Source organism: Actinoplanes sp. CA-030573, assembly GCF_050951115.1.
In the GTDB taxonomy this organism is placed as follows: Bacteria; Actinomycetota; Actinomycetes; order Mycobacteriales; family Micromonosporaceae; genus Actinoplanes.
In genome coordinates this window covers 3,692,320-3,712,766 of sequence record NZ_CP192038.1, presented here as the reverse complement: position 1 = coordinate 3,712,766, position 20,447 = coordinate 3,692,320, and the positions used below count along the sequence as shown (strand labels likewise).

Sequence of the window (20,447 nt, the reverse complement as noted above, 5' to 3'; positions counted from 1 at the left end):
GCGCCGGCAATAGTTTCGGCGAATACGATATTGCGCATATACGCATTCGCGCATGAATGCGAATTGGTGGCGCCGCCCGGAGCGCATTACCCTGCCTGCCATGACGCTGCCCGGCACGAACGGCACGGCCCGCCACGGGCATGCCCACGACCGGTTGCCGGCCGCGTCCCGGCACACTCGGCGGGTCATGACGGCGGTGCTGGCTCCGGCGGCGCTGCTCACGATCGTCGCGATGATCGCGTTGTGGCCGGCCCGGCCCCATCGTGGCGCCGGGTCCGGCGACGACGGCCGGCGGGCGAACGGCACCGTCATCAGCGTGACCGAGCAGTCCTGCCCGGCCGGCACCGCGGCCGGTCAGGCCTGCGGCTCGGCGACCGTCCACGTGGAGCACGGTCCGGGCGCGGGCAGCGACGTGGCCGTCGATCTGCCGAGCGGGCCGGGCGCGCCACGGCTTCGGGTCGGTGACGAAGTGGTGCTGTTGTACCTTCCCGGCGCCGTGCCCGGAGGACACGCGTACACCGTCGTCGATCATCAGCGCGGCCGGCCGTTGATCTGGCTGATCGCGCTGACCGCGGTGGTGATCCTCGCCTTCGGCCGGTGGCGCGGCCTGACCTCGCTGGCCGGGCTGGCGTTGAGCTTCACGATCCTGCTGCTGTTCATCGTCCCGGCGATCCTCGACGGCTCGCCGCCGCTGCTGGTTGCGGTGGTCGGCTCCGCCGCGATCATGTTCGCGGCGCTGTATCTCACCCACGGCCTGAACGTCCACACGTCGGTCGCCGTGGCCGGCACGCTGGCCAGTCTGGTGCTGACCGGGGTGCTCGGCGTCGCATTCACCGCGGCCCTGCACCTGAGCGGCGTCGCCACCGACGAGGACTCGTTCCTGGCGTCGATACCGGGATCGATCGACATGCGCGGGCTGCTGCTGGCCGGCGTCGTGATCGGCGCGCTGGGCGTGCTCGACGACGTCACGGTCACCCAGGCGGTCACGGTGGCCGAGATGGCAGCGGCCGGGCCGACCACCCGCTGGCTGCTCTACCGGGCGGCCGGCCGGGTCGGCCGGGCGCACGTCGCATCCGCGGTCAACACCATCGTCCTGGCGTACGCCGGCGCCTCGCTGCCGCTGTTGCTGCTGTTCGCCACCGGCAGCCAGCCGTTGTCGCAGGTGCTCACCGGCGAACTGCTCGCCCAGGAGATTCTGCGCAGCGCGGTCGGCACGATCGGCCTGGTCGCCTCCGTGCCGATCACCACCGCCCTGGCCGCGCTGGTCGCCGACGTGCGCACCGGCAGTGGATCACCCGCCCGGCCGCGGCACGCGGCCGCCGCGCACTGAACCGGGTGTGCAGGTGAAACGTATGGACAGATACGGCGCGGCCGGATCGGACAGCACCGGCCGGCCGGTAACTTTGGCCCGGCGGCCGGGCGAGGCCCCGCCCGGATTCGACATCTCACCGGCACCGTGGAGCAGCTTGTGAGCGCACCGCAGACAGTCAGCAGAGAACAGCTGGAGCCACCGGCGGCGCCGCCGGCATCGGCGAAGAGACCGCGGGCCGGGTCCCTGGAACTGCTCACCGGCCTGTTGCTGGTGCTGGTGGTGTTCCGCGGGCCGCTCGGCGACCTGGTCTCCGGCGCCCGCTGGCAGACCTGGACGACCGTCTTCGTCTCCGTCCTCGTGCAGGCCTCACCGTTCCTGGTCTTCGGGGTGGTGCTGTCGGCCGTGATCGCGGTGTTCGTGCCCCGCTCGTTCTGGGCCCGGGCCCTGCCGAGACATCCCGCCCTCGCGGTGCCGGCCGCCGGCCTCGCCGGTGTCGTGCTGCCCGGCTGCGAGTGCGGCAGCGTGCCGATCGCCGGGTCGCTGATCCGGCGGGGCGTCACGCCGGCCGCCGCGCTGGCGTTCCTGCTGGCCGCCCCGGCCATCAATCCGATCGTGCTGACCGCCACCGTCGTGGCGTTTCCCGGCCGCCCGCAGATGGCCATCGCCCGCGGCGCGGCGAGCCTGGTCGTGGCGGTCGCGATGGGCTGGTTGTGGCTGCGGCTGGGCAAGACCGAATGGATCCGGCTGCCGCATCGGCCCGACCTCGACGGCGTGTCCCGCGGCCGCGCGTTCTGGGCCGCCTGCCGGCACGACATCATGCACGCGGGCGGCTTCCTGGTGCTGGGCGCCGCCGCGGCCGCCACCATCAACGTCTTCGTCCCCGGCTCCTGGCTGCAGAGCGTCGCCGGCACCCCGGTCGTCTCGGTGATCGCGCTGGCCCTGCTGGCGGTCCTGCTGTCGATCTGCAGCGAGGCCGACGCGTTCGTGGCCGCCTCGCTGTCGCAGTTCTCCCTGACCGCGCGCCTGGTGTTCCTGGTCGTCGGTCCGATGGTCGACCTCAAACTGATCGCCATGCAGGCCGGCACCTTCGGGCGGCGCTTCGCGTTCCGGTTCGCCCCGGCCACGCTCGCCGCCGCCATCCTGGCCGGCGCCGCGTTCGGGACGGTGCTGCTGTGAACCGGCTCAGCCAGGCCATCGTGATGCTGCTGTTCGGCGGCGCCCTGATCAAGACCACCGTCACCGACGTCTTCCTGCGCTACGTCAAGGCCGGGCTCCGGCCGTTCCTGCTCACCGCCGGCATCCTGCTGGTCGCGGCCGCGATCATGACCATCTGGTACGAGCTACGAGCCGCGCCCGCCGGTCACGACCACGAGACCGACGACGGGCACGGACACGCCCACCACGAGCCACGCATCGGCTGGCTCCTGATCCTGCCGGTCATCAGCCTGCTGCTGATCACCCCGCCCGCGCTCGGCTCCTACTCCGCCGGCCAGGCCGGAACCGTCGCCCTCACCGCCGGCGACTCCGACTATCCGCCGCTGCCCGCGGCCGACCCGGCCCCACTCGGCCTGATCGACTACGCATCCCGAGCGATCTTCGACGGCGGGAAGAGCCTCACCGGGCACACCGTGCAGATGTCCGGATTCCTCACCCCAGGACCCGACAAGAAACCCATGCTCGCCCGGATCGTGCTCACCTGTTGCGCCGCCGACGGCCGCCCCATCAAGATCGGCCTGAACGGCGACGTCACCGTCGACGCGCCCACCAACAGCTGGATCGAGGTCAACGGCGTCTACAGCCCCCAGGTCGGCACCGACCCGGTCAACAAGGCCAAGGTCGCCTACCTGACGGTCACGAGCTGGCAGCAGATCAGCGAACCCGCCAACCCCTACTCCTGACGGATCGTCCTTCAGACGGTGCGCAGGTCGAGGGCGTGGCGCACGAACGAGTCCGGACTGCCGGTGGACCACCACAGCACCCCGGCCCGGTAGGAGACCGCGAACGCGTCCGGGCTCACCTCGATCAGGCTGCGCGTGCGCACGTCGTAGGCCAGCAACTGGATGTCGCCCGTCAGATCCGAGGTGCCGGTCTGCTGCGAAAGGACCTCGAAGCGGTCCAGGACCACCGGGTCGGCGATGACCGTCGCCGCCGTCCCTTCGGCCGCCGTGCGGCGCGCGCTGCCGTCCGGGTGCGTGACTTCGATGCGGCTGTCGCCCGTCTTGGTCAGCGACACGACTTGGCACCACACCGGGCTGCACGCCGTCACAGCCCGCGCCGAGCTCGGCGCCGGCCGCGTCTGCCCGGTGCGCAGATTGAGGAGCTGGGTCGCGCCGGAGGCGGCGGTCACGCCGTTCACGATCCACGGCCAGGCCGAGTTCGCCCACACGCCCGGCTGCTCCCGCACCGCCACCGGCCCGCCGGCCAGCGACACCGACCGCATCTCGGTGACGTCCCCCGTCCCGGCCGCCGCCCAATGGACCTGGCCGTCGGCGATCACCAGGTCGTACTGCGACTGGTAGAAACGCGCGTCGCCCACATCTGCCGTCAGCCGTCGCGGGGCGGCACCGGTGCTCAGGTCGGCACTCCACAACTCGTGCCCGCGGCGCGTGCCGGCCGCCCAGACCAGCACGCTGCCCGCGGCCGCGGCGACCGGGAAGGACGGGTCGAGCGCGGTCGGCGCGCTGCGCAGCTGCCGCAGCGTGCCATCCGCACGGCGCAGAAGCAGCCGCAGATTCTTGCCGTCCCGGCTCCGCGCGGTGCCCACCGACGTCTGCGCATCCAGGAACAGGATCGGCTCGTACGCCGTCCCGTCCGGCAGCGCGGCGGGAATGGTGCCGCGGAGCGCGTGCGGCCACGCCTGGGCCGCGGTCAGCGGTGGCGGCGCCTGCGCCTGCCCCGTCGACGGCGCGGCCAGCAACACCCCACTGACCAGCAGCGCCGCCGCCAAGCTCAGCGTCCGGGGCCGACCACGCCAGCCGCTCACCGTCGCCTCCCCCCGGCCCGGCGTCCGCGGGCACCCGACATGCTAGCCCGTCAGCGCGCGCCCTCGACGACACCGGCGGGCCGGTCCGCCGGTCCGCGTCACCAGGCCGGCGCGTGCCCCAGCCTCCTGGTCAGCACCTCCTCGGTCAGCGCGACCAGGACGTCCTTCACCGACTCCCGCTGCCGGGCGTCACACTCCAGGATCGGCACGGTGGCGTCGACGCCGAGCGCGTCGCGCACCTCGGCCAGGTCGAAGCGCCGTCCCCCGTCGAAGCGGTTCACCCCGACGATGAACGGGATGTCGTTCTCCTCGAGGTAGTCGATCGCCGGGAACGAGTCCTCCACCCGGCGCGTGTCGACGAGCACGATCGCGCCGAGTGCCCCGTCGACCAGGTCGTCCCAGAGAAACGCGAACCGGTCCTGCCCGGGGGTGCCGAACAGATAGAGCAGCAGGGCGTCGTCGAGGGTGATCCGGCCGAAGTCGAGCGCCACGGTCGTGGTGGTCTTCCCGGACACGGCCGACGTGTCGTCCACGCCGATCGACCGCTCGGTGAGCTCGGCCTCGGTGACCAGGGGCTCGATCTCCGAAATCGCACCGACGAACGTCGTCTTGCCCACCCCGAAACCGCCGCTGATCACGATCTTGACCGCGATCGGGGGTGCCATCTGGTCAGAGAGCGCGGACACGATCCCGGATCCTTTCGATCAGGCTGACGGAGAGCTGGTCCGGCTGTTCCTCGATCCGGAGGTAATCGTCGGTGAGCAGGTCTCCGACGATGACCCGGACCACGCCGAGCGGCGCCGCGAGCGCCGCCGAGAGGTCGGCCAGCGACATCGGACGCTGGCACAGCTCCACGATCCGGCGCGACTCGAAACGCAGCGGTGCGGACAGCGCCGCCGGCAACGCCAGCAGCTGGGTCTCGATGCGCAGCCCGTCCTGCACCGGCCGGGTTCGCCCGCCGGTGAGCATGAACGGGCGCACGACCGGGTCCTCGTCGTACCGCCGCGGGGGCGGCCGGTGCCCCGCGTGCGGCCACCTGTCGTCGGTCATCGCGGCAGGTGCCGCCGGGACTCGGCGATCAGCGCCGGCGTGAGCAGGGCGCCGAACCGATCGGCCAGCGTGGAGATCTCGAAGCCCACCAGGCCCAGGTCGCAGTCGCTGCCGGCGACCACGCCGAGGACGCTGCCACCGGAGATCTGCGACACCAGCAGGAACCCTCGGCGCATCTCGATCATGATGAGCTTCAGCCCGTCGAAGTCGTATCGGCGGGACGCGCTGCGGGCCAGGCTGGCCAGGCTCGACACGATCGCGGCCAACTGGTCCGCCTCGGCCCGGTCCAGCCCGTCCGACGCCGCGATCAGCAGTCCGTCCGAGGAGACCGCCACGGCATCGCGTACGCCGTCGGTCCCGTGGACGAAGTTGCCGAGCAGCCAGTTGAACTGATGGCGGTCGGCGGAAGCGTCAACGCTCATGGTTCCTTCCCGTCTCCTGTCGCCGGCCGGTCACGGCCGTCCCCCGTTGTCCGCCCCGGCCCGCAGCACACCCGACCGGAACGCGGTGAGCCGGTCGCGGACCGCCTCGGGCGTGTCGGTGATGACCGCCGGCGCGGGACGCATCTCCACCGGCTCCGGCGGCGGGCTGCCGGCGCGTTTCCGGCGCGGGCTTCGCTTGCGCAGACCGTTGGGGGTGTGTCCGGCGTCGCCCGGCGCCCCCTCGGCCGAGTCACCGTCCGGCACCACGATGAACTCGATCGTGTCGGAGCGCAGCGGCACGTTCTGCACCCCCGGCGCCGGGGGGAGACCGCGGGAGGCGACCGAAGGAGCCATCGCCACGGTGGCGTGCGGCGCGGGGCGTGGTCCCCGATCGGCGGGAGCGATCGGCGCCCGCTCGCTGATGAGCGCGGCCGGCAGCGCCACCCGCGCGGTCACCCCGGTCACCGGCGACGGAGTGAGCTCCACCTGGACGCCGGTCTCGGCGGCGAGGCGGCCCACCACGAAGTGGCCGAGGTAGCGGGCCGGCGCGGTGATGAAGTCGCCGTCGCCGCGCAGCCGCCGGTTGGCACGGTCCATGTCGGCCGGGGTCATGCCGATGCCGGAGTCGATGACCGCGATGAGATAGCCGCCGCCGACCACCCGGCCGTGGATCTCCACGTCCATGTCCGGCGGCGAGAAGACCAGGCCGTTCTCGATCAGCTCGGCGAGCATGTGCGCCACGCTGCCCACCACCGAGCCGTCGACGAGCACGTCGTCGACCCGTCGCAGCGTCACCCGGCGGTACTCCTCCACCTCGCTGATCGCGGCCCGGATCACGTCGGAGATCGGCAGCGGTTCGGCCCACTGCCGCGGGCTCGCCGCACCGACCAGCACGAGCAGGCTCTCCGCGTTCCGCCGCATGCGGGTGGCCAGGTGGTCGAGCTCGAACAGGTTGGCCAGGCCGGTGGGGCTGGTCTCCTCGCCTTCCAGCCGGGTGATGAACCCGAGCTGGCGGCGGACGAGGTTCTGGTTGCGCCGGCCGAGGTTGGCGAGCGACTCGGCGGTGGCGAGACGCAGCCGGGCCTGCTCGGTGGCCAGCGCGTACGCGGTGCTCTGCACCCGCTCCAGCGCATCGGCCACCTGACGCACCTCGTCACTGGCGTCGGGGGTCACCCGGACCGGCGGCGGACGGGTGTCCTGACCACCCGCGGTGGCCCGGTGCACGGCCTCGGGCAGCGACTCGGCGCCGATCCGGCCGGCCTCCTCGGCCAGAGCGGCCAGCGGCCGGGCCAGCCAGCGGGACGCCACGGCGGCCAGGTAGACGGCGCCGGCCAGGCACAGCACCACCGCGGCGCCGAGCACGCCGAGCCGCTGCACGGCCCGGTCCTTGATCGAGGCGGCGGTCTCCTGCGCGCCGGTGCCCATCGCCTTGCCGGCGTTGAGCAGCACGCCGAGCAGCTCGCCGGACGCGGTCCACCAGGCGCTCGGGTCGACCTTCAGGGCACGGCCGTCGGCCGCGGCCAGCGCGGCGTTCTCCATCGCGACGATCTTTTTGCCGGAGGGAGTGTTCAGCACCTGCCGCTGCCCCTCGATGGCGGCCGGGTTGCCGTACTGGTTGAAAGCCAGCACCGCGGAGTCGCGGGCCGACTTCGCCGCGACGAACTGGACGAACTCGCCGGGACCGAACCGGCCGGCCGCGAAGACGCCGGCCAGAAGCAGGCGTTCCTGGGCGGCGGACTCCTTGGCCACGTTGAACATGCTGAGCGTGGCGTACGCGCGGCGCAGGTCGCTGTCGTCGACGCCGCCGACGCCGAAGTCGACATTGATGAGGCGCCTGATCAGGTCGGTGTAGAAGGCGGCCGTGGCGTCGCGGGCGCCGGCCCCGGTGTCGGTGGTGGCACGGATCGCGGCGAGGCCGTCCAGGCGGGCGATCACCGCCGCGACCCGGTCCTCGACCTCGCCGCCCCGGTCGGTCAGGTCCTCGACGGCGGCGCGCTGCCGGTCGACCGTCTGGCGGGCCGGGGCGAGCTGGGCGCGGAAGATCGTGGCGCCGCCGAGCAGCCCGACCGCGAGACCCCGCTCGGTCTGCAGGGCGTCGACCAGGTCGAGCACCGTGAGATCGAGCGTGACGGCGCGGTCGGTCTGCGCCGCCGTGCGGTAGTTGTGGATCTCCCCGACCGCGATGACACCCAGCAGGACCAGCGTGGCGGCCACCGGCAGGGCCAGCGTGCGGGCGATCCGGGCGCGGATCGTGCCACCGGTGCGGTGGCGTGCCAGGGCGCGCGCGATGCGGCCGGGGACGGCGCCGGCGCGGCGGCCGGTTCGCAGGCGCGGGATGACGCCGGCGCCGGTGCGGCGCCGGCGTGCCGGCGCGGCACCCTCGTCGTGGGCAGGCACACGATCAACTCCTCTGCAGGCCTTCTCCCGTGTGCTCGTGCACACAACCGGATCTGCGGCACCCCCGGGAAGCCACGCGAACCGCCGAACGATCAGGAAGAATCACTCTCCGCTGATCGACAACCAGAATCTGCGTCACGATGTTCATGGTCAAGAGTTCGGTCCGACTTTTTTGCAGTCTCCGTGCGCTTGGATCGGTTCGCGCTAGCCGAGCGTCGCGGCCGGCCGCGGAGGCGTTCCGGTTGCCGGCGTGCCGATCACGCCGGCGGTTTCCAGTGCGAGAAACTCGTCGACCACGTCGGGATGGAACTGCAACCCGCGGCAGCGCAGCAATTCGTCCCGGGCCTGCTCGGCGGACAGGCCCGGTCGGCCGGCGCCGGCGGTGCGCATGAGCGCCCAGGCGGCGCAGACGCCCGCCACCATGCTGGTGGGGATGCCCGGGTCCGCGGCGTGACGGCGTAGGACCTCACTCACCGCGACGGTCCAGCGCTGGATCTGCCGGTCGACGTCGGCGGCGTCACCGCTGATCGGCGTGGCCGGGGCGGTTCGCTCCGGATCGTTCATGACGACCCGGTTGCGGCCGCCCCGCTTGGCCGCGTACAGCGCGGCGTCGGCCGCGCTGAGCAGCTCTTCGGTGGACGCCGAACCCGGCAGGGCGGCGGCACCGACCGAAACGGTCACCGCGATCGCCGTACTGCCGTCGACCAGCACCGGCGCTCCGGCGATCTGCTCCCGCAGGCGCTCGGCCAGCGCGCACAGGCCGTCCGGGACCTCGCCGGTCACGAGCACGGCGAACTCCTCGCCCCCGAACCGGGCGACCACGTCGCTGCTGCGGCAGGTGTCCCGCAGCCGGCGGGCGACCTCCCGCAAGACCTGGTCGCCGGCCGGGTGCCCGTACGTGTCATTGATGTTCTTGAAGTGGTCCACGTCCGTCAGCAGCATCGCGACCGTGCCGCCGTGCCGGACCGCCCGCTCGCTCTCGGCGCGCAGCGCCTCGGAGAGGAACCGGCGGGTGTAGACGCCGGTGAGGCCGTCGGCCATGGCGATCCTGCGCTGCGCCGAGATGAGGCCGGCCATGCGGGTGAGCACCAGCAGGAACAGCACCGCCGAGGCGGCGACCACGACCAGGTCCGAGCTCCCGGCGTGACGCAGGTTCTGCACGATCAACACGGCGGGAGCCATCGACGTGGCGATCGCCAGCAGCACCATGCGGTACAGCGTCGCACCCGACCGGCCTTCCACCGGCTCCGTCATCTGTCGCATCGACGGGTGCAGCGCCGCCGCGCCGAGCACGACGTAGCTGGTCAGGTACACCGCGTCGGACCAGCCGCCGATCTCGTAGACGCCGTGCAGGCTCAGCAGGCCGTAAGCGGTGTCGGCGAGAAGCGTCAGGCCGAGGAACATCAGCAACAGCTGGTACGACCGCTGCCGGGCGCCGCCGCCGAGCAGCAGCCGGATCGCCACGGTGAGCAGGCAGAGGTCCATGACCGGGTAGATGGTGGCCCCCACCCGGTCCAGGGCGGAGAAGCCCGGCGCGGCGACGGCGGGGTGGATCAGGAACACCCACCAGAGCACCGCGGCGGCCACCGCCAGGATCGCGGTGTCGACCAGCGCGGCGGTGTTGCGCCGCGGCGAGCGCCGGCGGCCCAGCAACACCAGCGCGGCGGCGACGAAGACGTACTGCGCGAGGTAGAGCAGGTTGGCCAGGACGGGATAGTTGGTGTCGCCCTCGGTGGTGGCCGCGAAGTACGCGACGTCACCGCCGACGTACAGCAGCTGGCCGGCCGCCAGCAGCCACCAGACGGCTCCAGCCGTCGGCCGGTGCAGCTTGATGCCCACCGCCACCGCGATCGCCCCGCCCACACTCACCAGGCAGTAGCACACCGCCTGCGCGACGGCGTGCGAGGCCGGGATCAGGAAGTGGAACACCGCCGGCACGGAGGCCACGAGGCACCAGGCGGCCCAGGCGAGCGACCCCGGCGTACGCGCCGCCGCCGGTGCCGTGGCGGTCCGGGACCGGCTGCGCAAAAGGGTCACCACGGTATCTGACCAGGTGAGCGTTCTGGATCGAGTCCCGGGCGGTTGCCGGGCGGTTACCGCCGGTCGGTCAGCCGAGCTCCGGCACCGGGGAGTCGTGCGCGGGGACGTCGCCGACGCGATCGGGGCGTACCAGCGCGAGCAGAACGACCAGCGCGCCGAAGGCCGCCATGGTGATCACGGCGACCATGGCCACGGCGTCGTTCCCGAGGACTCCGACCAGGGGGGCGGCCAGCCCACCGACGCCGAACTGGAAGGCGCCGAGAAGCGACGCCGCGGTGCCGGCGGCCTCGCCGTGCCGGGACAGGGCCAGCGCCGTGGCGTTCGGGCCCCGGAAGCCCACCGCCGCCAGGGCCGGGAACAGGAGCAGCAGGATCGCGGGGAGGTCACCCACGCCGGTCAGCGTCACGATCATCAGCAGGACGGCGAGCACCGCGCCGCCGACAAGAGCGGCGCGGAGGATGCGGTACGGCGTGAAGCGTTTCAACAGCACGACGTTGAGCTGTGGAGCGCCGATCAGCGCGATGGCGTTCACGGCGAACACGATGCCGAACTGCTGCTTGGTGAGCCCGAACTGCTCTTGCAGGACGAACGAGGAGCCGGCGACGTACGCGAAGAGACCCGCCATGCTCAGCCCGGTGACCAGCACCAATCCGACGAACACCCGATCACGCAGCAGCCGGCGGTAGTCGGCGACGGTGGTTCGCACGCCGCCGGAACGGCGCCGCTCCGGCGGCAGGGTCTCCGGGAGCGCGAACCCGGCGAACAGCGCGGTGCCGGCTCCGATGACGGCGAGCGCGACGAAGGTTCCGCGCCAGTCGGTCCAGCGCAACAGCTGGGCGCCGACCGTCGGAGCGAGGACCGGGGAGGCGCCGACCACGAGGATGAGGCGGGACAGGACGGTGGCGGCGGCGTCCCCGGCGAACCGGTCGCGGACCACCGCCATGGCGATCACGGCCGCTCCGGCGGCGCCGAGACCCTCGAGGAACCGCAGCGTGCCCAGCAGCGCGACGCCCGACGAGACGGCGCACAACAGGCTGGCCACGATGTGCAGGCCGATCCCGGCGAGCAGGGGACGGCGCCGGCCCAGCGCGTCGGACAGGGGGCCGGCGACGAGCTGGCCGACGCCGAGGCCGGCCAGCGTGCCGGTCAGCGTCAACTGCACCGCCGACTCGCTGGTGTGCAGCTGGTGGGCGATCGCGGGCAGGGCGGGCAGATACAGATCGATGGTGAAGGGGCCCAGCGCCGTCAGGAGTCCGAGCACGACGACGAGCGTCGAGTGCCGGCGGGTCCGGGTGTGGAGGGAAGTGGCTGCACGGACACGGTCGAACGCGGTGGTCAAGGTCCAGCACCCTTCAGGCGGTCGCGCAGCTACCGTAAGGGAGCCTTCCCGGTGTGGCCACCGACATTCGCGGATCGGGCCAACCGAGACATACGTCACGACGGCCGGAGCACTGCACGATCGGGAACCGATTCCGCCGCGGCATTGACAAGCGGCGATCGCCGAATGGAATGGACTGGTGACACTGGCGGAGGGCGCCGCGAGGAACAGCCGAATCGTGGTCTGTTCGGCCGACGCTCTCCGTCGCGACGCGCTGTCGGCGTCCATCGGGACCGTGCCGGGTTTCGCGGTTGTCGGGCAGGCCTCGGACGAACGGCAGCTGCTGCGGCTGGCCCGGCTGCGGAACCCGGACACCGGTGTGATCGACGCCGCCTCGCGGGTCGGCGAGACGTTGCCGGGCGTGCACGTGCTGCGGGACCGGTGCCCGAGGCTGCGCTTGATCGTGGTGTACGAGCACGCCACCGCACTCGAGTACGCGGCCGTGCGAGGGTCGGGCGTCACCGCCGCGGTCCCGTATTCGCGCGGCCTGCGCGGTTTGCTGTCGGTACTGCAAGGGCTTCCCGACGCCGGCCCGCCCAGCCCCGCAGGGAACGAGCTCACGGCCCGCCAGCGCGAGATCCTGCTGCTGCTCGCCTCCGGGCACCAGGCCGGCGAGATCGCCCGGATCCTCGGCATCAGCCCCGGCACGGTGGGCAGCCACATCCGCCGGATCTACGCCCGGCTCGACGCCACCAGCGCCGCGCAGGCGGTCGCCCGGGCCGCCCGGATGGGGCTCATCGACCGCACTCCCCCGGCGCGTACCGAGGGACCGGCGAAGCAGGCCACCACCGGCCGGCCGTTGCTCGCGGTGCTGCTCGGACAGGCCGGCCCGACGCTCGACACGGTCCAGAGGACACTGATCGAACACCGGCTCCCGGTCGTCCGCGAGCCGCCACGCTCGGGAGGCGTCCATATCGGGCCGCCGAGGGTGCACCGGGGACCGGTGATCCGGGTCCTGGCCGGTCCCACCTCCGAGCATTGGCGCCCCGGCACCGGACGCTGCCGGTCGACCGTTCTGATCCACGACGGCGCGATCGACCAGTTGCTCGTGGAGTACGCGCTGTCGCAGGGCGTGGTGGCGATCATCCACGCCGGAGACGTCGCGGACCGGCTGATTCCGGTCCTGGAACTGGTCGCCGCCGGCTACATGGCGATGGATCCCGCGGCGGGCGCGCTGATCACCGAATCGCTGTGGACCGCCATGGCTCATCGATCCGGGGACACCCCGACCCTGACGCCCCGTGAGCACGACATCCTGCGCTGCATCGGACGCAACTGCACCGTACGGCAGACCGCGCGCGCACTGGGCATCGCGGCGAAGACCGTGGAGAACGCCCAGAGCCACCTGTTCCGCAAGCTGGGCGTCGCCAATCGGGCCGCCGCGCTCGCGCGGGCCTATTCGCTGGGGCTGCTCCATCCGGAGCCGCCGTGACCGGGTGACCCACCCGGGGGGTTCGCACCGCACCTCCCGGGGGTTTCTCGCTAGTTCGCCCGGCCCCCGCGCAGATCTACCCTCCTCGATGAACGGAGGTGCCCGCCGACCGATCGGAGCCGGTGGTCAGCACACGGGGCCGGAAAGGCGGCACGACATGGACCACGCACCGGTAGACCTGGACCACCGGCCCCGCGCGGCCGGCGGGTTCGGCACGATCACGCTCGCCGCACTTCTGCTCACCGTGGCCGTGACCGCGTGGTGGTGGGTCGTGCCACCCGACGTGCTCATCGGCGGGGCCCCGCGCGACCTGCGGCAACTGGGTGCGGGCGCGCTCATCGCGCTACCGCCGGCCACGGTCGCGGTGGCCGGGGCGGCCTGGTGGGCGGGCCGGCACGCGCCGGGGCCGTGGCGGTTGTGGCGGCAGGCAGCCCTGACCGCCGGTCTTTTCGCCGCGCTCTTGTTGCTCACCGCGCCGCTGCACGGCGGCGTACGCGCGGCCCTGCGAGCGACGGCGGTCGAGCCCAACCTCGCCGCCGTCCGGTACGACACGTCCTGCCTGCCGATCTTCAGCGACGCGCAATGCCGGCAGGCGCAGGACGCACTCGCGGGCGCCGACGCGGGGACGGTGGCCCGGGCGCATCACGAGATGCTGGCCCGGACCGGGCACTCGGTGGCCGACCATGCCGCCATGAGCGCGCCGTTCTACGCGTCGCTCGACGAACCGGGCCGGCCGGCCGCGGCGTACGCCGTCCAGGATGCGTTTCTCGTCCTGCTGGTCGCCCTGCCACCGATGCTGCTCGTTCTTTTCCTGGCACGCCGGCGCGGCACGCTCCGGCCGGGTCGGGGACGCACCCGGTGGGTGGCCGTGGCCGGCGTGATCGTTCTCGTCGTCGCCGGCAACGTCGCGCTCAGCCGGGCCGCCACGGCCGCGGTGGTTCCGTTCAGCACGGCCCTGAACATTCCGCCGGTTCTCACCGACGCCACCATCACCATCCAGATGCGGCAGGCCGGCGTCCAGATCATGCCCACCGGTCCGGCGACGCAGATGTGGACCTACAACGGCCTGTTCCCCGGCCCGATCATCCGGCGGCCGAGCGGGCAAGCCACTCGCATCACGTTCCAGAACAACCTGCCGGCCGCCGCCGGCCAGGTGACCATCCATCAGCACGGCGGTCATTCCCGGCCGACCGAGGACGGCCAGCCGAACACCCAGCTGATCGGGCCGAACGCCCAACGCACGTACGTCTATGACAACGTGGAGGCCGGCGCGCCCGAGCGGGCCGTCACGCAGTGGTACCACGACCACCGCATGGACGTCACCGGGCGCAACATCTGGAACGGCCTGGTCGGGATGCTCATCCTCGACGACGCCGTGGACTCGGCACTGCCGCTGCCCCGTGACCAGTTCGACGTGCCGCTGATCATCGCCGACCGCACGTTCGACGCGAACAACCAGATCCCGTACGACTTCCGCCTGTTCGGGACGGTGGGCAACACGTGGCTGGTCAACGGCCGGCCGCAGCCGTTCTTCGACGTGGCCGACCGCCGGTATCGCTTCCGGATCCTCAACGCCGCCAACCGGCGCCCGATGACGCTCGCGCTGAGCAACGGAGCGGCGATGACCCAGATCGGCACCGAAAGCGGGCTGTTGCCGGCGCCGGTTCCGCGCACCTCCATCACCCTGCAGCCGGCCGAGCGAGCCGAGGTCGTCGTCGACTTCAACGGCCTCCTCGGGCAGAACCTCGTCCTGCTGGACACCGCCACGTCCGGCACCAACGGCAACCCGCCGCGGGAACTGATCCAGTTCCGGGTCGATCGGGACGTCCCCACCGACCCGAGCGCGGTGCCCGCCACGCTGCGCCCGGTGCCGCCGTTGCCGGCGCCGACCCGGGATCGGCAGTTCGTCCTGCGCCTGCAGAACGGCCGGTGGACCATCAACAACCAGACGTTCGACCCGGACCGGATCGACGCCGACCCGGTGCGGGGCACCACCGAACGCTGGACGTTCTTCAACGTGTCGCCGTCACCGCACGCCATCCACCTGCACGACGTCGACTGGCGGCTGCTGAGCCGGTTCCGGGTGGCCGGCACCAACGGCAACCCCACGGTCGGCGCCGCACTACCCGTCCCGCCCGCGGAGGCCGGGCTGAAGGAGACCTTCCTCGTGCCGCAGGGCCAGGGCATCTCGGTGGCCACCACGTTCAACGACAACCTGGGCGAGTACGTCTTCCACTGTCACATGCTCGAACACGAGGACCTGGCGATGATGGGCCGGTTCGTGGTCCGTGCGGCCTGAGTCACGACGAAACCGTCGCGGAGCAGGTGGCGGTCGCTCCGCCGCCTGTTCCGGTGCCCTGGAACCCGAAGCTCGCGGTCTGGCCGGGGGCCAGCCGGCCGTTGTACGACTGGTTCGCCATCGTGACCGTGCCGGTCGTGCCGGTGTTGACGGCGTTCCAGACCGACGTGATCGTGGCGCCGCCGGGCAGGGCGAGGGTGACACGCCAGCCGTTGAGCGCGGCGCTTCCCGCGGCGACGACGACGCCGGCCACGAATCCGCCGTTCCACTGGTTCTGCACCGTGTAGGTTGCCGTGCACCCAGGAGTGCCGGACGGAGAGGACGGCGTGACCGGCGGTGTGGTCGGTGGGGTGCCGTCGCCGAGCGTCAGGTTCTTCTGCTGGACCTGCCACTGGCTGTGGCAGAGGCCGCAGTCGGAGCCGACGAAGTTCGCGCCGGCGGTGAGGTCGCCCTTCAACCGCCACTTCAGGTAAAGCACCGCCACGCGGCCGAACTCGCCGCCGTTGGTCTGGTCGTACGTGCCGCCGTGCCCCACGTTCAGGTTGCCCATGAAGGCGGGCAGCCCGGACGGCAGCTTGCCCCAGTCGTCCATGGCGTTCGGATAGGCGATGTCGCTGGGCCCGCCGATGAAGTAGGCGATCGGTTTGGTCAGCCGCTTGAGCTGATAGTCGTCGCCGTCGTTCAGCAGCCCGCTGCTGAAGATCAGCGTGGTGGTGATCCGCGAGTCGTTGGAGACCGCGTACGCCTCGAGGCCGCCGCACGACCAGCCGCCGACCGCGACCTTGCTCGTGTCCAGCCGGCCGTAGTACTTGCTGCTCGACCGGGCGTTCTCGGCGACGGCCCAGTCGATGGACTGGGTGAGCATCGAGGACGTGGTGGATCCCGAGCCGTTCGGCGCTCCGTTGGCGATGACCAGGAAGCCGTACGAGGAGATCTCCCGCAGGAAGTTGATCTGCCCGGTGCCGTTGGCGGCGCAGCCTCCGTTGCCCCAGACGAAGAGGGGCATGCGCTCGGACGGCAAGGTGGACGGCCGGTAGATGGTGTGATTGGCCAGGCTCGGCGAGGTCTCGTAGTCGGCGGGGTACGGCCCGGAACCACCGGCCGCCGCATCGGCCGGTGACGCGCCGACGGTGAGCGCCGCGGCGGCCGCGACGACGACGGCGGTCAACGCCGTACCAACCTTGGTCTTTGTTCTCATCGGGGCCTCCGCTCCCTGGAAACAGCCGCGGCTTTCAGCTCAAGGGAACGACGCCGGCCTGTATCGGACCGTTCTCGGCGTAGTTCGGACCGGTGATGACGAACAGCAGGCCACGGTCGAGCGGGATGGTTTGCCGGCTGTAGCCTCCGGGGACGGCCGAGGACACCCGCGTCCATTTGCGGGGATGGCCGAGATGACGATTCACGAAAAGATCCTGGTCGCCGTTCGCCGTCACCACGATCGTCCCGTGCGGACCGCCGGAGTCCGACCATGACACGGTCGGCGCGGCCGAGGGGATGTAGCCGTCCTGGTCGTGCAGCACGATGTCCGGGGCCGGCCCGAACGACTCCGGATCCCTCGCCAGCTTGTAGTGGACGGCGTAGAAGTTGTCGCCGGAGTTCCCGCCGGCCTCGTGGGTCAGGATCCACAGCCGCTCGTGTATCCGCGCGACGGTGGTCATGCCGGGGCGCTGGTCGTAGTCCGCACCCACGGCGTCGTCGACGACCGGTCCCCAGGTGCGCAGGTTCCGGCTGCTCTGGTGTGCCAGCTTCTGCCCGTACCGGGGGTCGCGCTGATCGGAGTAGTAACAGATGAGCCGGTCTTTGTGGAGCAGCAGGAACGGCTCCCACACCGGCGTGTTGCCGTTCTCCGGAATCGGCGCGCCGCCCTCCGCGACCGTGCTCAGGAAGGTCCACGTGACGCCACGGTCACGGCTCGCGTACAGCTGGATCTTGGTGCTGGTGAAGTTCCCGAGCGCATTGCCGGCACACAGGAGCGTGCCCTCGGGAAATCCGGCGAAGGCCCGCGGCAGCTCGTACAGGAACGGCTGCAGCCACACGCCGGAGGTGTCGCCGGTGCTCGGCACATTGCTCAGCCGGGACCAGGTGTGGCCGTCGTCGTCGCTCCGGTAGATCGGGAACCCCGGGGCCCCGAACTGCTGGAACGTCGCCAGCCAGGTGCGTGAGCGGCCGAGCCGTACGGCTCGGGCGTACGCGGCTCCGGGCCCCGGATCGGCAACCACCACCGGCCCGAACGGCGTGGCGCCATGCGGTCTTCCCCGGCCGGCCGGCGCCGCGAGGGCCGGGTCCGCCACGCCGAGCGTCAGCCCGGCCAGCGTGACGGCCCCGGTCCGCAGGAACGCTCGACGATCTTGCACGCTTACCTCCCCCGTCGATATGTGTCAATCATGTTGCATGTGGGACACGGTACTGTCAATCGATACTCGTCATTGTCTCACCGCGTAGGGATACTCGTGATCGCATCGCGTCGCAGCCGCGCCGCCGATCACCGTCCACTCGACGCCGGAGCAGCTACGTGGTCAGCCCGTACGACATCGAGGAAATCTTTCCCAACGACCCGGCGAGCGTGCGCCTGCCGCGTCACCAGGCCGGCAGCACCGCACAGAATCTGGCCGTCACGCTCGTGGCCGACTACACCCTGCACAACCGGGCCTGGCTGCCGTCGGCATCGATCGTCGCCCTGCTGGAGGAAGCCGGGATCGGGAACGGCGCCGCCCGTACCGCCATCAGCCGGCTGTTCCGGCGCCGGGTACTGGAAAGCAGCCGGGCCGGGCGCCACAGCTCCTACCGCCTGACGACGGCCGCCGCCGCCGACCTGAGCGCGGGCGGCGCCTGGATCGCCCGGTTCGCCACCCGGCCGGAGCCGTGGGACGGGTACTGGACCCTCGTGTCCTTCTCCTTCCCCCAGGATGAGCGCGGCCGGCGTCGAGCTCTCCGGGGACAACTGCGATGGCTGGGGTTCGCGCCCCTGTACGACGCGCTCTGGGTCTCCCCCGACGCACCGAACCCGATCGTCAAGGAACGACTGACGGCCACCACCCTCGGCACGATGACCATGTTCCGGGCCCGCCAGGTGGACCTCGCGACCCCGGCCAACCGCAACCCGATCGACGCCTGGGACGTCGCGGCCGTCGCGAGGCGCTACGACGCCTTCATCCGCCGTTGGGACCCGATGCTGCCCCGCATCGGCGCCGGAGCGGTCTCCGGCGCCGCCGCGGTGCGAGCCCGTACCGAGATCATGGATGCCTATCGGCAGTTCCCGGTCATCGATCCGGAGCTGCCGATCGAGCTGATGCCCGCCGACTGGCCGCGGGCCCGGGCCCGGGAGGTGTTCGTCGCCGTCTACGACGGGCTCGCCGCGCCCGCCCAGGAACATGTGCGCACCCTGGTGACCCGGTTCGGTGACTCGCCCGGCCGCGAGATCCGGGCGCACAGCACGGCGGAGATGGCCGATGCCCGGGATGCCGCATGAGGCGGCACCGCGTCGTCGTCGACGACGGCACCACGATCGCCTATCACTGCTGGGAACCGGACGCGGCCGTCACCGCCGACCCGGTCCCGGTTGTCCTGCAGCACGGTTTCACCGCCGACACCATGGCCGACTGGGTGTTCCCCGGGACGGTCGCCGGTCTCACCGCCGCCGGGCGCCGGGTGGTGGGCGTCGACGCCCGTGGCCACGGCCGGTCGGGGAAGTCGGCCGACGCCGGACGCTACGGCGAGCGGCGGATGGCCGACGATCTCCGTGCCGTCGTCGCGCTGCTCGACGTGCCCGTCGTGGATCTCGTCGGCTATTCGATGGGCGCCGTCGTGGCGTTGCTCGCCGCCACCCGGATGCCTGTCCGCCGGCTCGTCGTCGGTGGCGTGGGCGCCGGGATCGTCGAGGTCGGCGGCGTGGATACGCGTGCGCTGCCGAGCGACCGGCTGGCCCGCGCCTTGCTGGCCGAGGACCCGGGCGACCTGCCGGCCGGGATCGCGGGCCTGCGAGCGCACGCCGCGATGCTCGGAGCCGACCTGCCGTCGCTGGCCGCGCAGGCCCGCGCCGTCCATCGCGAGGGCATCGACCTCGACGCCATCACCGCCGAGACGCTCGTCATCGCCGGCGACGCCGACCCGCTCGCCGAGCGCCCGCACGTCCTCGCCGGGGCCATCGCCGGCGCCTCGCTGCACCTGGTCGCCGGTGGGCACGAGGTCATCGGGAGCAATCCGGGATTCCACTCCGCGATCATCGACTTCCTCAACCGCTGACCTCCCCGGCCGTACGCGCGGCCGGCTCACAGCACGGTGGTCAGCACACCGCCGTCGACCCGCATGGCCGACCCGTTGATCGCCGACGCGGCCGGGCTGGCCAGGAAGGTGACCGCGCTCGCGATCTCGGCCGGCTCGATGAAGCGCCCGAGCAGCGTCGTCCGGTTGGCGCCGATGATCGCCGCCTTCATCTCCTCCTCCGGCACTGACCGCGCCGCGGCCAGCGCCCGGACGGTCCCGGCCACGCCGTCGGAGTAGGTGGGGCCGCCCAGGACCGAGTTCACGGTCACCGCGGTGCCCTTGGTCAGCTTGGCCAGGCCGTTCCCCACCGACACCATCGCCGTCTTGGACGTGCCGTAGTGGATCATGTCGGCCGGGATGTCGACCCCCGACTCGCTGCTGACGAACACGACCCGGCCCCAGCCCCGGTCGAGCATCGCGGGCAGGAGACGCCGGGCCAGCCGGACGCCGCCGAGCACATTCACCTCGAAGTAGCGCCGCCAGACGTCGTCCTCGATGAGCTCGAAGGGCTTGAGCTCGAAGATCCCGACGTTGTTGATCAGGATGTCGACGTCGGGGAGCCGGCCCAGCAGGCGCTCGACGTCCTCGTCCTCCGCGAAGTCCGCGGCCAGGCCGGAGACGGCGACGCCGGGGGCCTCGCGCCGCAGCGCCTCGACCGCCGCGGCCAGCCTCGCCGGATCGCGGCCGTTGAGGACCACGTCGACACCCTCGGCGGCGAGCGCTCGGGCGATGGCGTAACCGATGCCGCGGCTCGATCCGCTGACGAACGCGGTCTTGCCGGTGAGTCCTAGGTCCACGGGCGGTGCTCTCCTCGGTTGTCGTCGGGGAACCGACTTGTCGGCTCCCGATCGACCTTGCCCGCCGCCGATGA

General features: G+C 72.0%; 17 protein-coding genes. 7 read left to right on the top strand and 10 right to left on the bottom strand.

Translation table 11 applies throughout. The annotated features are described in order from the left end of the window. The first annotated feature begins 100 nt into the window (after window positions 1-100). The 3 genes from ACQP2F_RS17290 to ACQP2F_RS17280 all read left to right on the top strand — a co-directional run bounded on the left by ACQP2F_RS17290 (window position 101) and on the right by ACQP2F_RS17280 (window position 3,210). On the top strand, window positions 101-1,330 hold the full coding sequence (locus tag ACQP2F_RS17290; RefSeq protein ID WP_433305151.1) for a YibE/F family protein: 1,230 nt from the start codon (window positions 101-103) through the stop codon (window positions 1,328-1,330). Window positions 1,331-1,468: 138 nt separating this feature from the next. Continuing rightward, complete coding sequence (locus tag ACQP2F_RS17285) at window positions 1,469-2,488, top strand: permease (RefSeq protein ID WP_433305149.1); 1,020 nt, start codon at window positions 1,469-1,471, stop codon at window positions 2,486-2,488. Further along, window positions 2,485-3,210, top strand: coding sequence for a TIGR03943 family putative permease subunit (locus tag ACQP2F_RS17280; RefSeq protein WP_433305147.1), 726 nt, complete (start codon window positions 2,485-2,487; stop codon window positions 3,208-3,210). The genes ACQP2F_RS17285 and ACQP2F_RS17280 overlap by 4 nt, the downstream gene beginning before the upstream one ends. An 11-nt stretch (window positions 3,211-3,221) precedes the next feature. Here the strand turns inward: ACQP2F_RS17280 and ACQP2F_RS17275 are convergent, their stop codons facing one another. From ACQP2F_RS17275 to ACQP2F_RS17245, 7 genes are all read right to left on the bottom strand, one after another. Next, a complete protein-coding gene (locus tag ACQP2F_RS17275; RefSeq protein WP_433305145.1) occupies window positions 3,222-4,295 on the bottom strand; it encodes a hypothetical protein in 1,074 nt (357 codons plus the stop codon). A gap of 98 nt (window positions 4,296-4,393) precedes the next feature. Further along, entirely contained in the window at window positions 4,394-4,981 is a 588-nt protein-coding gene (locus tag ACQP2F_RS17270; protein ID WP_433305143.1) for a GTP-binding protein, read from the bottom strand. Further along, window positions 4,965-5,264 (bottom strand): DUF742 domain-containing protein, encoded by a 300-nt coding sequence (locus ACQP2F_RS17265; protein WP_433307546.1) that lies wholly within the window; start codon window positions 5,262-5,264, stop codon window positions 4,965-4,967. The genes ACQP2F_RS17270 and ACQP2F_RS17265 overlap by 17 nt, the downstream gene beginning before the upstream one ends. Window positions 5,265-5,341: 77 nt before the next feature. Next, the gene (locus ACQP2F_RS17260) at window positions 5,342-5,767 is read right to left on the bottom strand and encodes a roadblock/LC7 domain-containing protein (RefSeq protein WP_433305141.1); all 426 of its coding nucleotides are present in this window, start codon (window positions 5,765-5,767) and stop codon (window positions 5,342-5,344) included. Between the two features lie 30 nt (window positions 5,768-5,797). Then, the gene (locus tag ACQP2F_RS17255; protein ID WP_433305138.1) at window positions 5,798-8,164 is read right to left on the bottom strand and encodes a nitrate- and nitrite sensing domain-containing protein; all 2,367 of its coding nucleotides are present in this window, start codon (window positions 8,162-8,164) and stop codon (window positions 5,798-5,800) included. Between the two features lie 204 nt (window positions 8,165-8,368). Continuing rightward, window positions 8,369-10,201 carry a diguanylate cyclase gene (locus tag ACQP2F_RS17250; RefSeq protein WP_433305135.1) on the bottom strand — a complete coding sequence of 611 codons (1,833 nt, stop codon included), beginning with the start codon at window positions 10,199-10,201 and terminating at the stop codon, window positions 8,369-8,371. A 70-nt stretch (window positions 10,202-10,271) separates the two neighbouring features. Further along, window positions 10,272-11,465, bottom strand: coding sequence for a multidrug effflux MFS transporter (locus tag ACQP2F_RS17245; RefSeq protein ID WP_433305134.1), 1,194 nt, complete (start codon window positions 11,463-11,465; stop codon window positions 10,272-10,274). 256 nt (window positions 11,466-11,721) lie between these two features. On the opposite strand from ACQP2F_RS17245, the gene ACQP2F_RS17240 reads away from it, so the two are divergent. Beyond that, entirely contained in the window at window positions 11,722-13,014 is a 1,293-nt protein-coding gene (locus ACQP2F_RS17240; protein ID WP_433305132.1) for a LuxR C-terminal-related transcriptional regulator, read from the top strand. A gap of 157 nt (window positions 13,015-13,171) precedes the next feature. Further along, window positions 13,172-15,313, top strand: coding sequence for a multicopper oxidase family protein (locus tag ACQP2F_RS17235; protein WP_433305130.1), 2,142 nt, complete (start codon window positions 13,172-13,174; stop codon window positions 15,311-15,313). 1 nt (window position 15,314) lies between these two features. On the opposite strand, the gene ACQP2F_RS17230 is transcribed toward ACQP2F_RS17235, so the two are convergent. Then, window positions 15,315-16,511, bottom strand: coding sequence for a cellulose binding domain-containing protein (locus ACQP2F_RS17230; RefSeq protein ID WP_433305129.1), 1,197 nt, complete (start codon window positions 16,509-16,511; stop codon window positions 15,315-15,317). Window positions 16,512-16,545: 34 nt separating this feature from the next. Beyond that, complete coding sequence (locus tag ACQP2F_RS17225; RefSeq protein ID WP_433305127.1) at window positions 16,546-17,667, bottom strand: sialidase family protein; 1,122 nt, start codon at window positions 17,665-17,667, stop codon at window positions 16,546-16,548. A 158-nt stretch (window positions 17,668-17,825) separates the two neighbouring features. Here ACQP2F_RS17225 and ACQP2F_RS17220 point away from each other — a divergent pair, with 158 nt between their 5' ends. After that, window positions 17,826-18,782: a PaaX family transcriptional regulator gene (locus tag ACQP2F_RS17220; RefSeq protein ID WP_433305125.1), complete on the top strand. Its 957-nt coding sequence runs from the start codon at window positions 17,826-17,828 to the stop codon at window positions 18,780-18,782. Next, window positions 18,779-19,555 carry an alpha/beta fold hydrolase gene (locus ACQP2F_RS17215; protein WP_433305123.1) on the top strand — a complete coding sequence of 259 codons (777 nt, stop codon included), beginning with the start codon at window positions 18,779-18,781 and terminating at the stop codon, window positions 19,553-19,555. Before ACQP2F_RS17220 ends, ACQP2F_RS17215 begins: the two co-directional genes overlap by 4 nt. A gap of 26 nt (window positions 19,556-19,581) precedes the next feature. Here ACQP2F_RS17215 and ACQP2F_RS17210 read toward each other — a convergent pair whose 3' ends face one another. Continuing rightward, complete coding sequence (locus ACQP2F_RS17210; RefSeq protein ID WP_433305121.1) at window positions 19,582-20,373, bottom strand: SDR family NAD(P)-dependent oxidoreductase; 792 nt, start codon at window positions 20,371-20,373, stop codon at window positions 19,582-19,584. Between the last annotated feature and the right edge of the window lie 74 nt (window positions 20,374-20,447).

Excerpts from the sequence above, each read along its gene's own strand:
- ACQP2F_RS17290 (WP_433305151.1), top strand. The coding sequence starts at position 101 with ATGACGCTGCCCGGCACGAACGGCACGGCCCGCCACGGGCATGCCCAC.
- ACQP2F_RS17265 (WP_433307546.1), bottom strand. The coding sequence starts at position 5,264 with ATGCTCACCGGCGGGCGAACCCGGCCGGTGCAGGACGGGCTGCGCATC.
- ACQP2F_RS17260 (WP_433305141.1), bottom strand. The coding sequence starts at position 5,767 with ATGAGCGTTGACGCTTCCGCCGACCGCCATCAGTTCAACTGGCTGCTC.
- ACQP2F_RS17235 (WP_433305130.1), top strand. The coding sequence starts at position 13,172 with ATGGACCACGCACCGGTAGACCTGGACCACCGGCCCCGCGCGGCCGGC.
- ACQP2F_RS17230 (WP_433305129.1), bottom strand. The coding sequence starts at position 16,511 with ATGAGAACAAAGACCAAGGTTGGTACGGCGTTGACCGCCGTCGTCGTC.
- ACQP2F_RS17215 (WP_433305123.1), top strand. The coding sequence starts at position 18,779 with ATGAGGCGGCACCGCGTCGTCGTCGACGACGGCACCACGATCGCCTAT.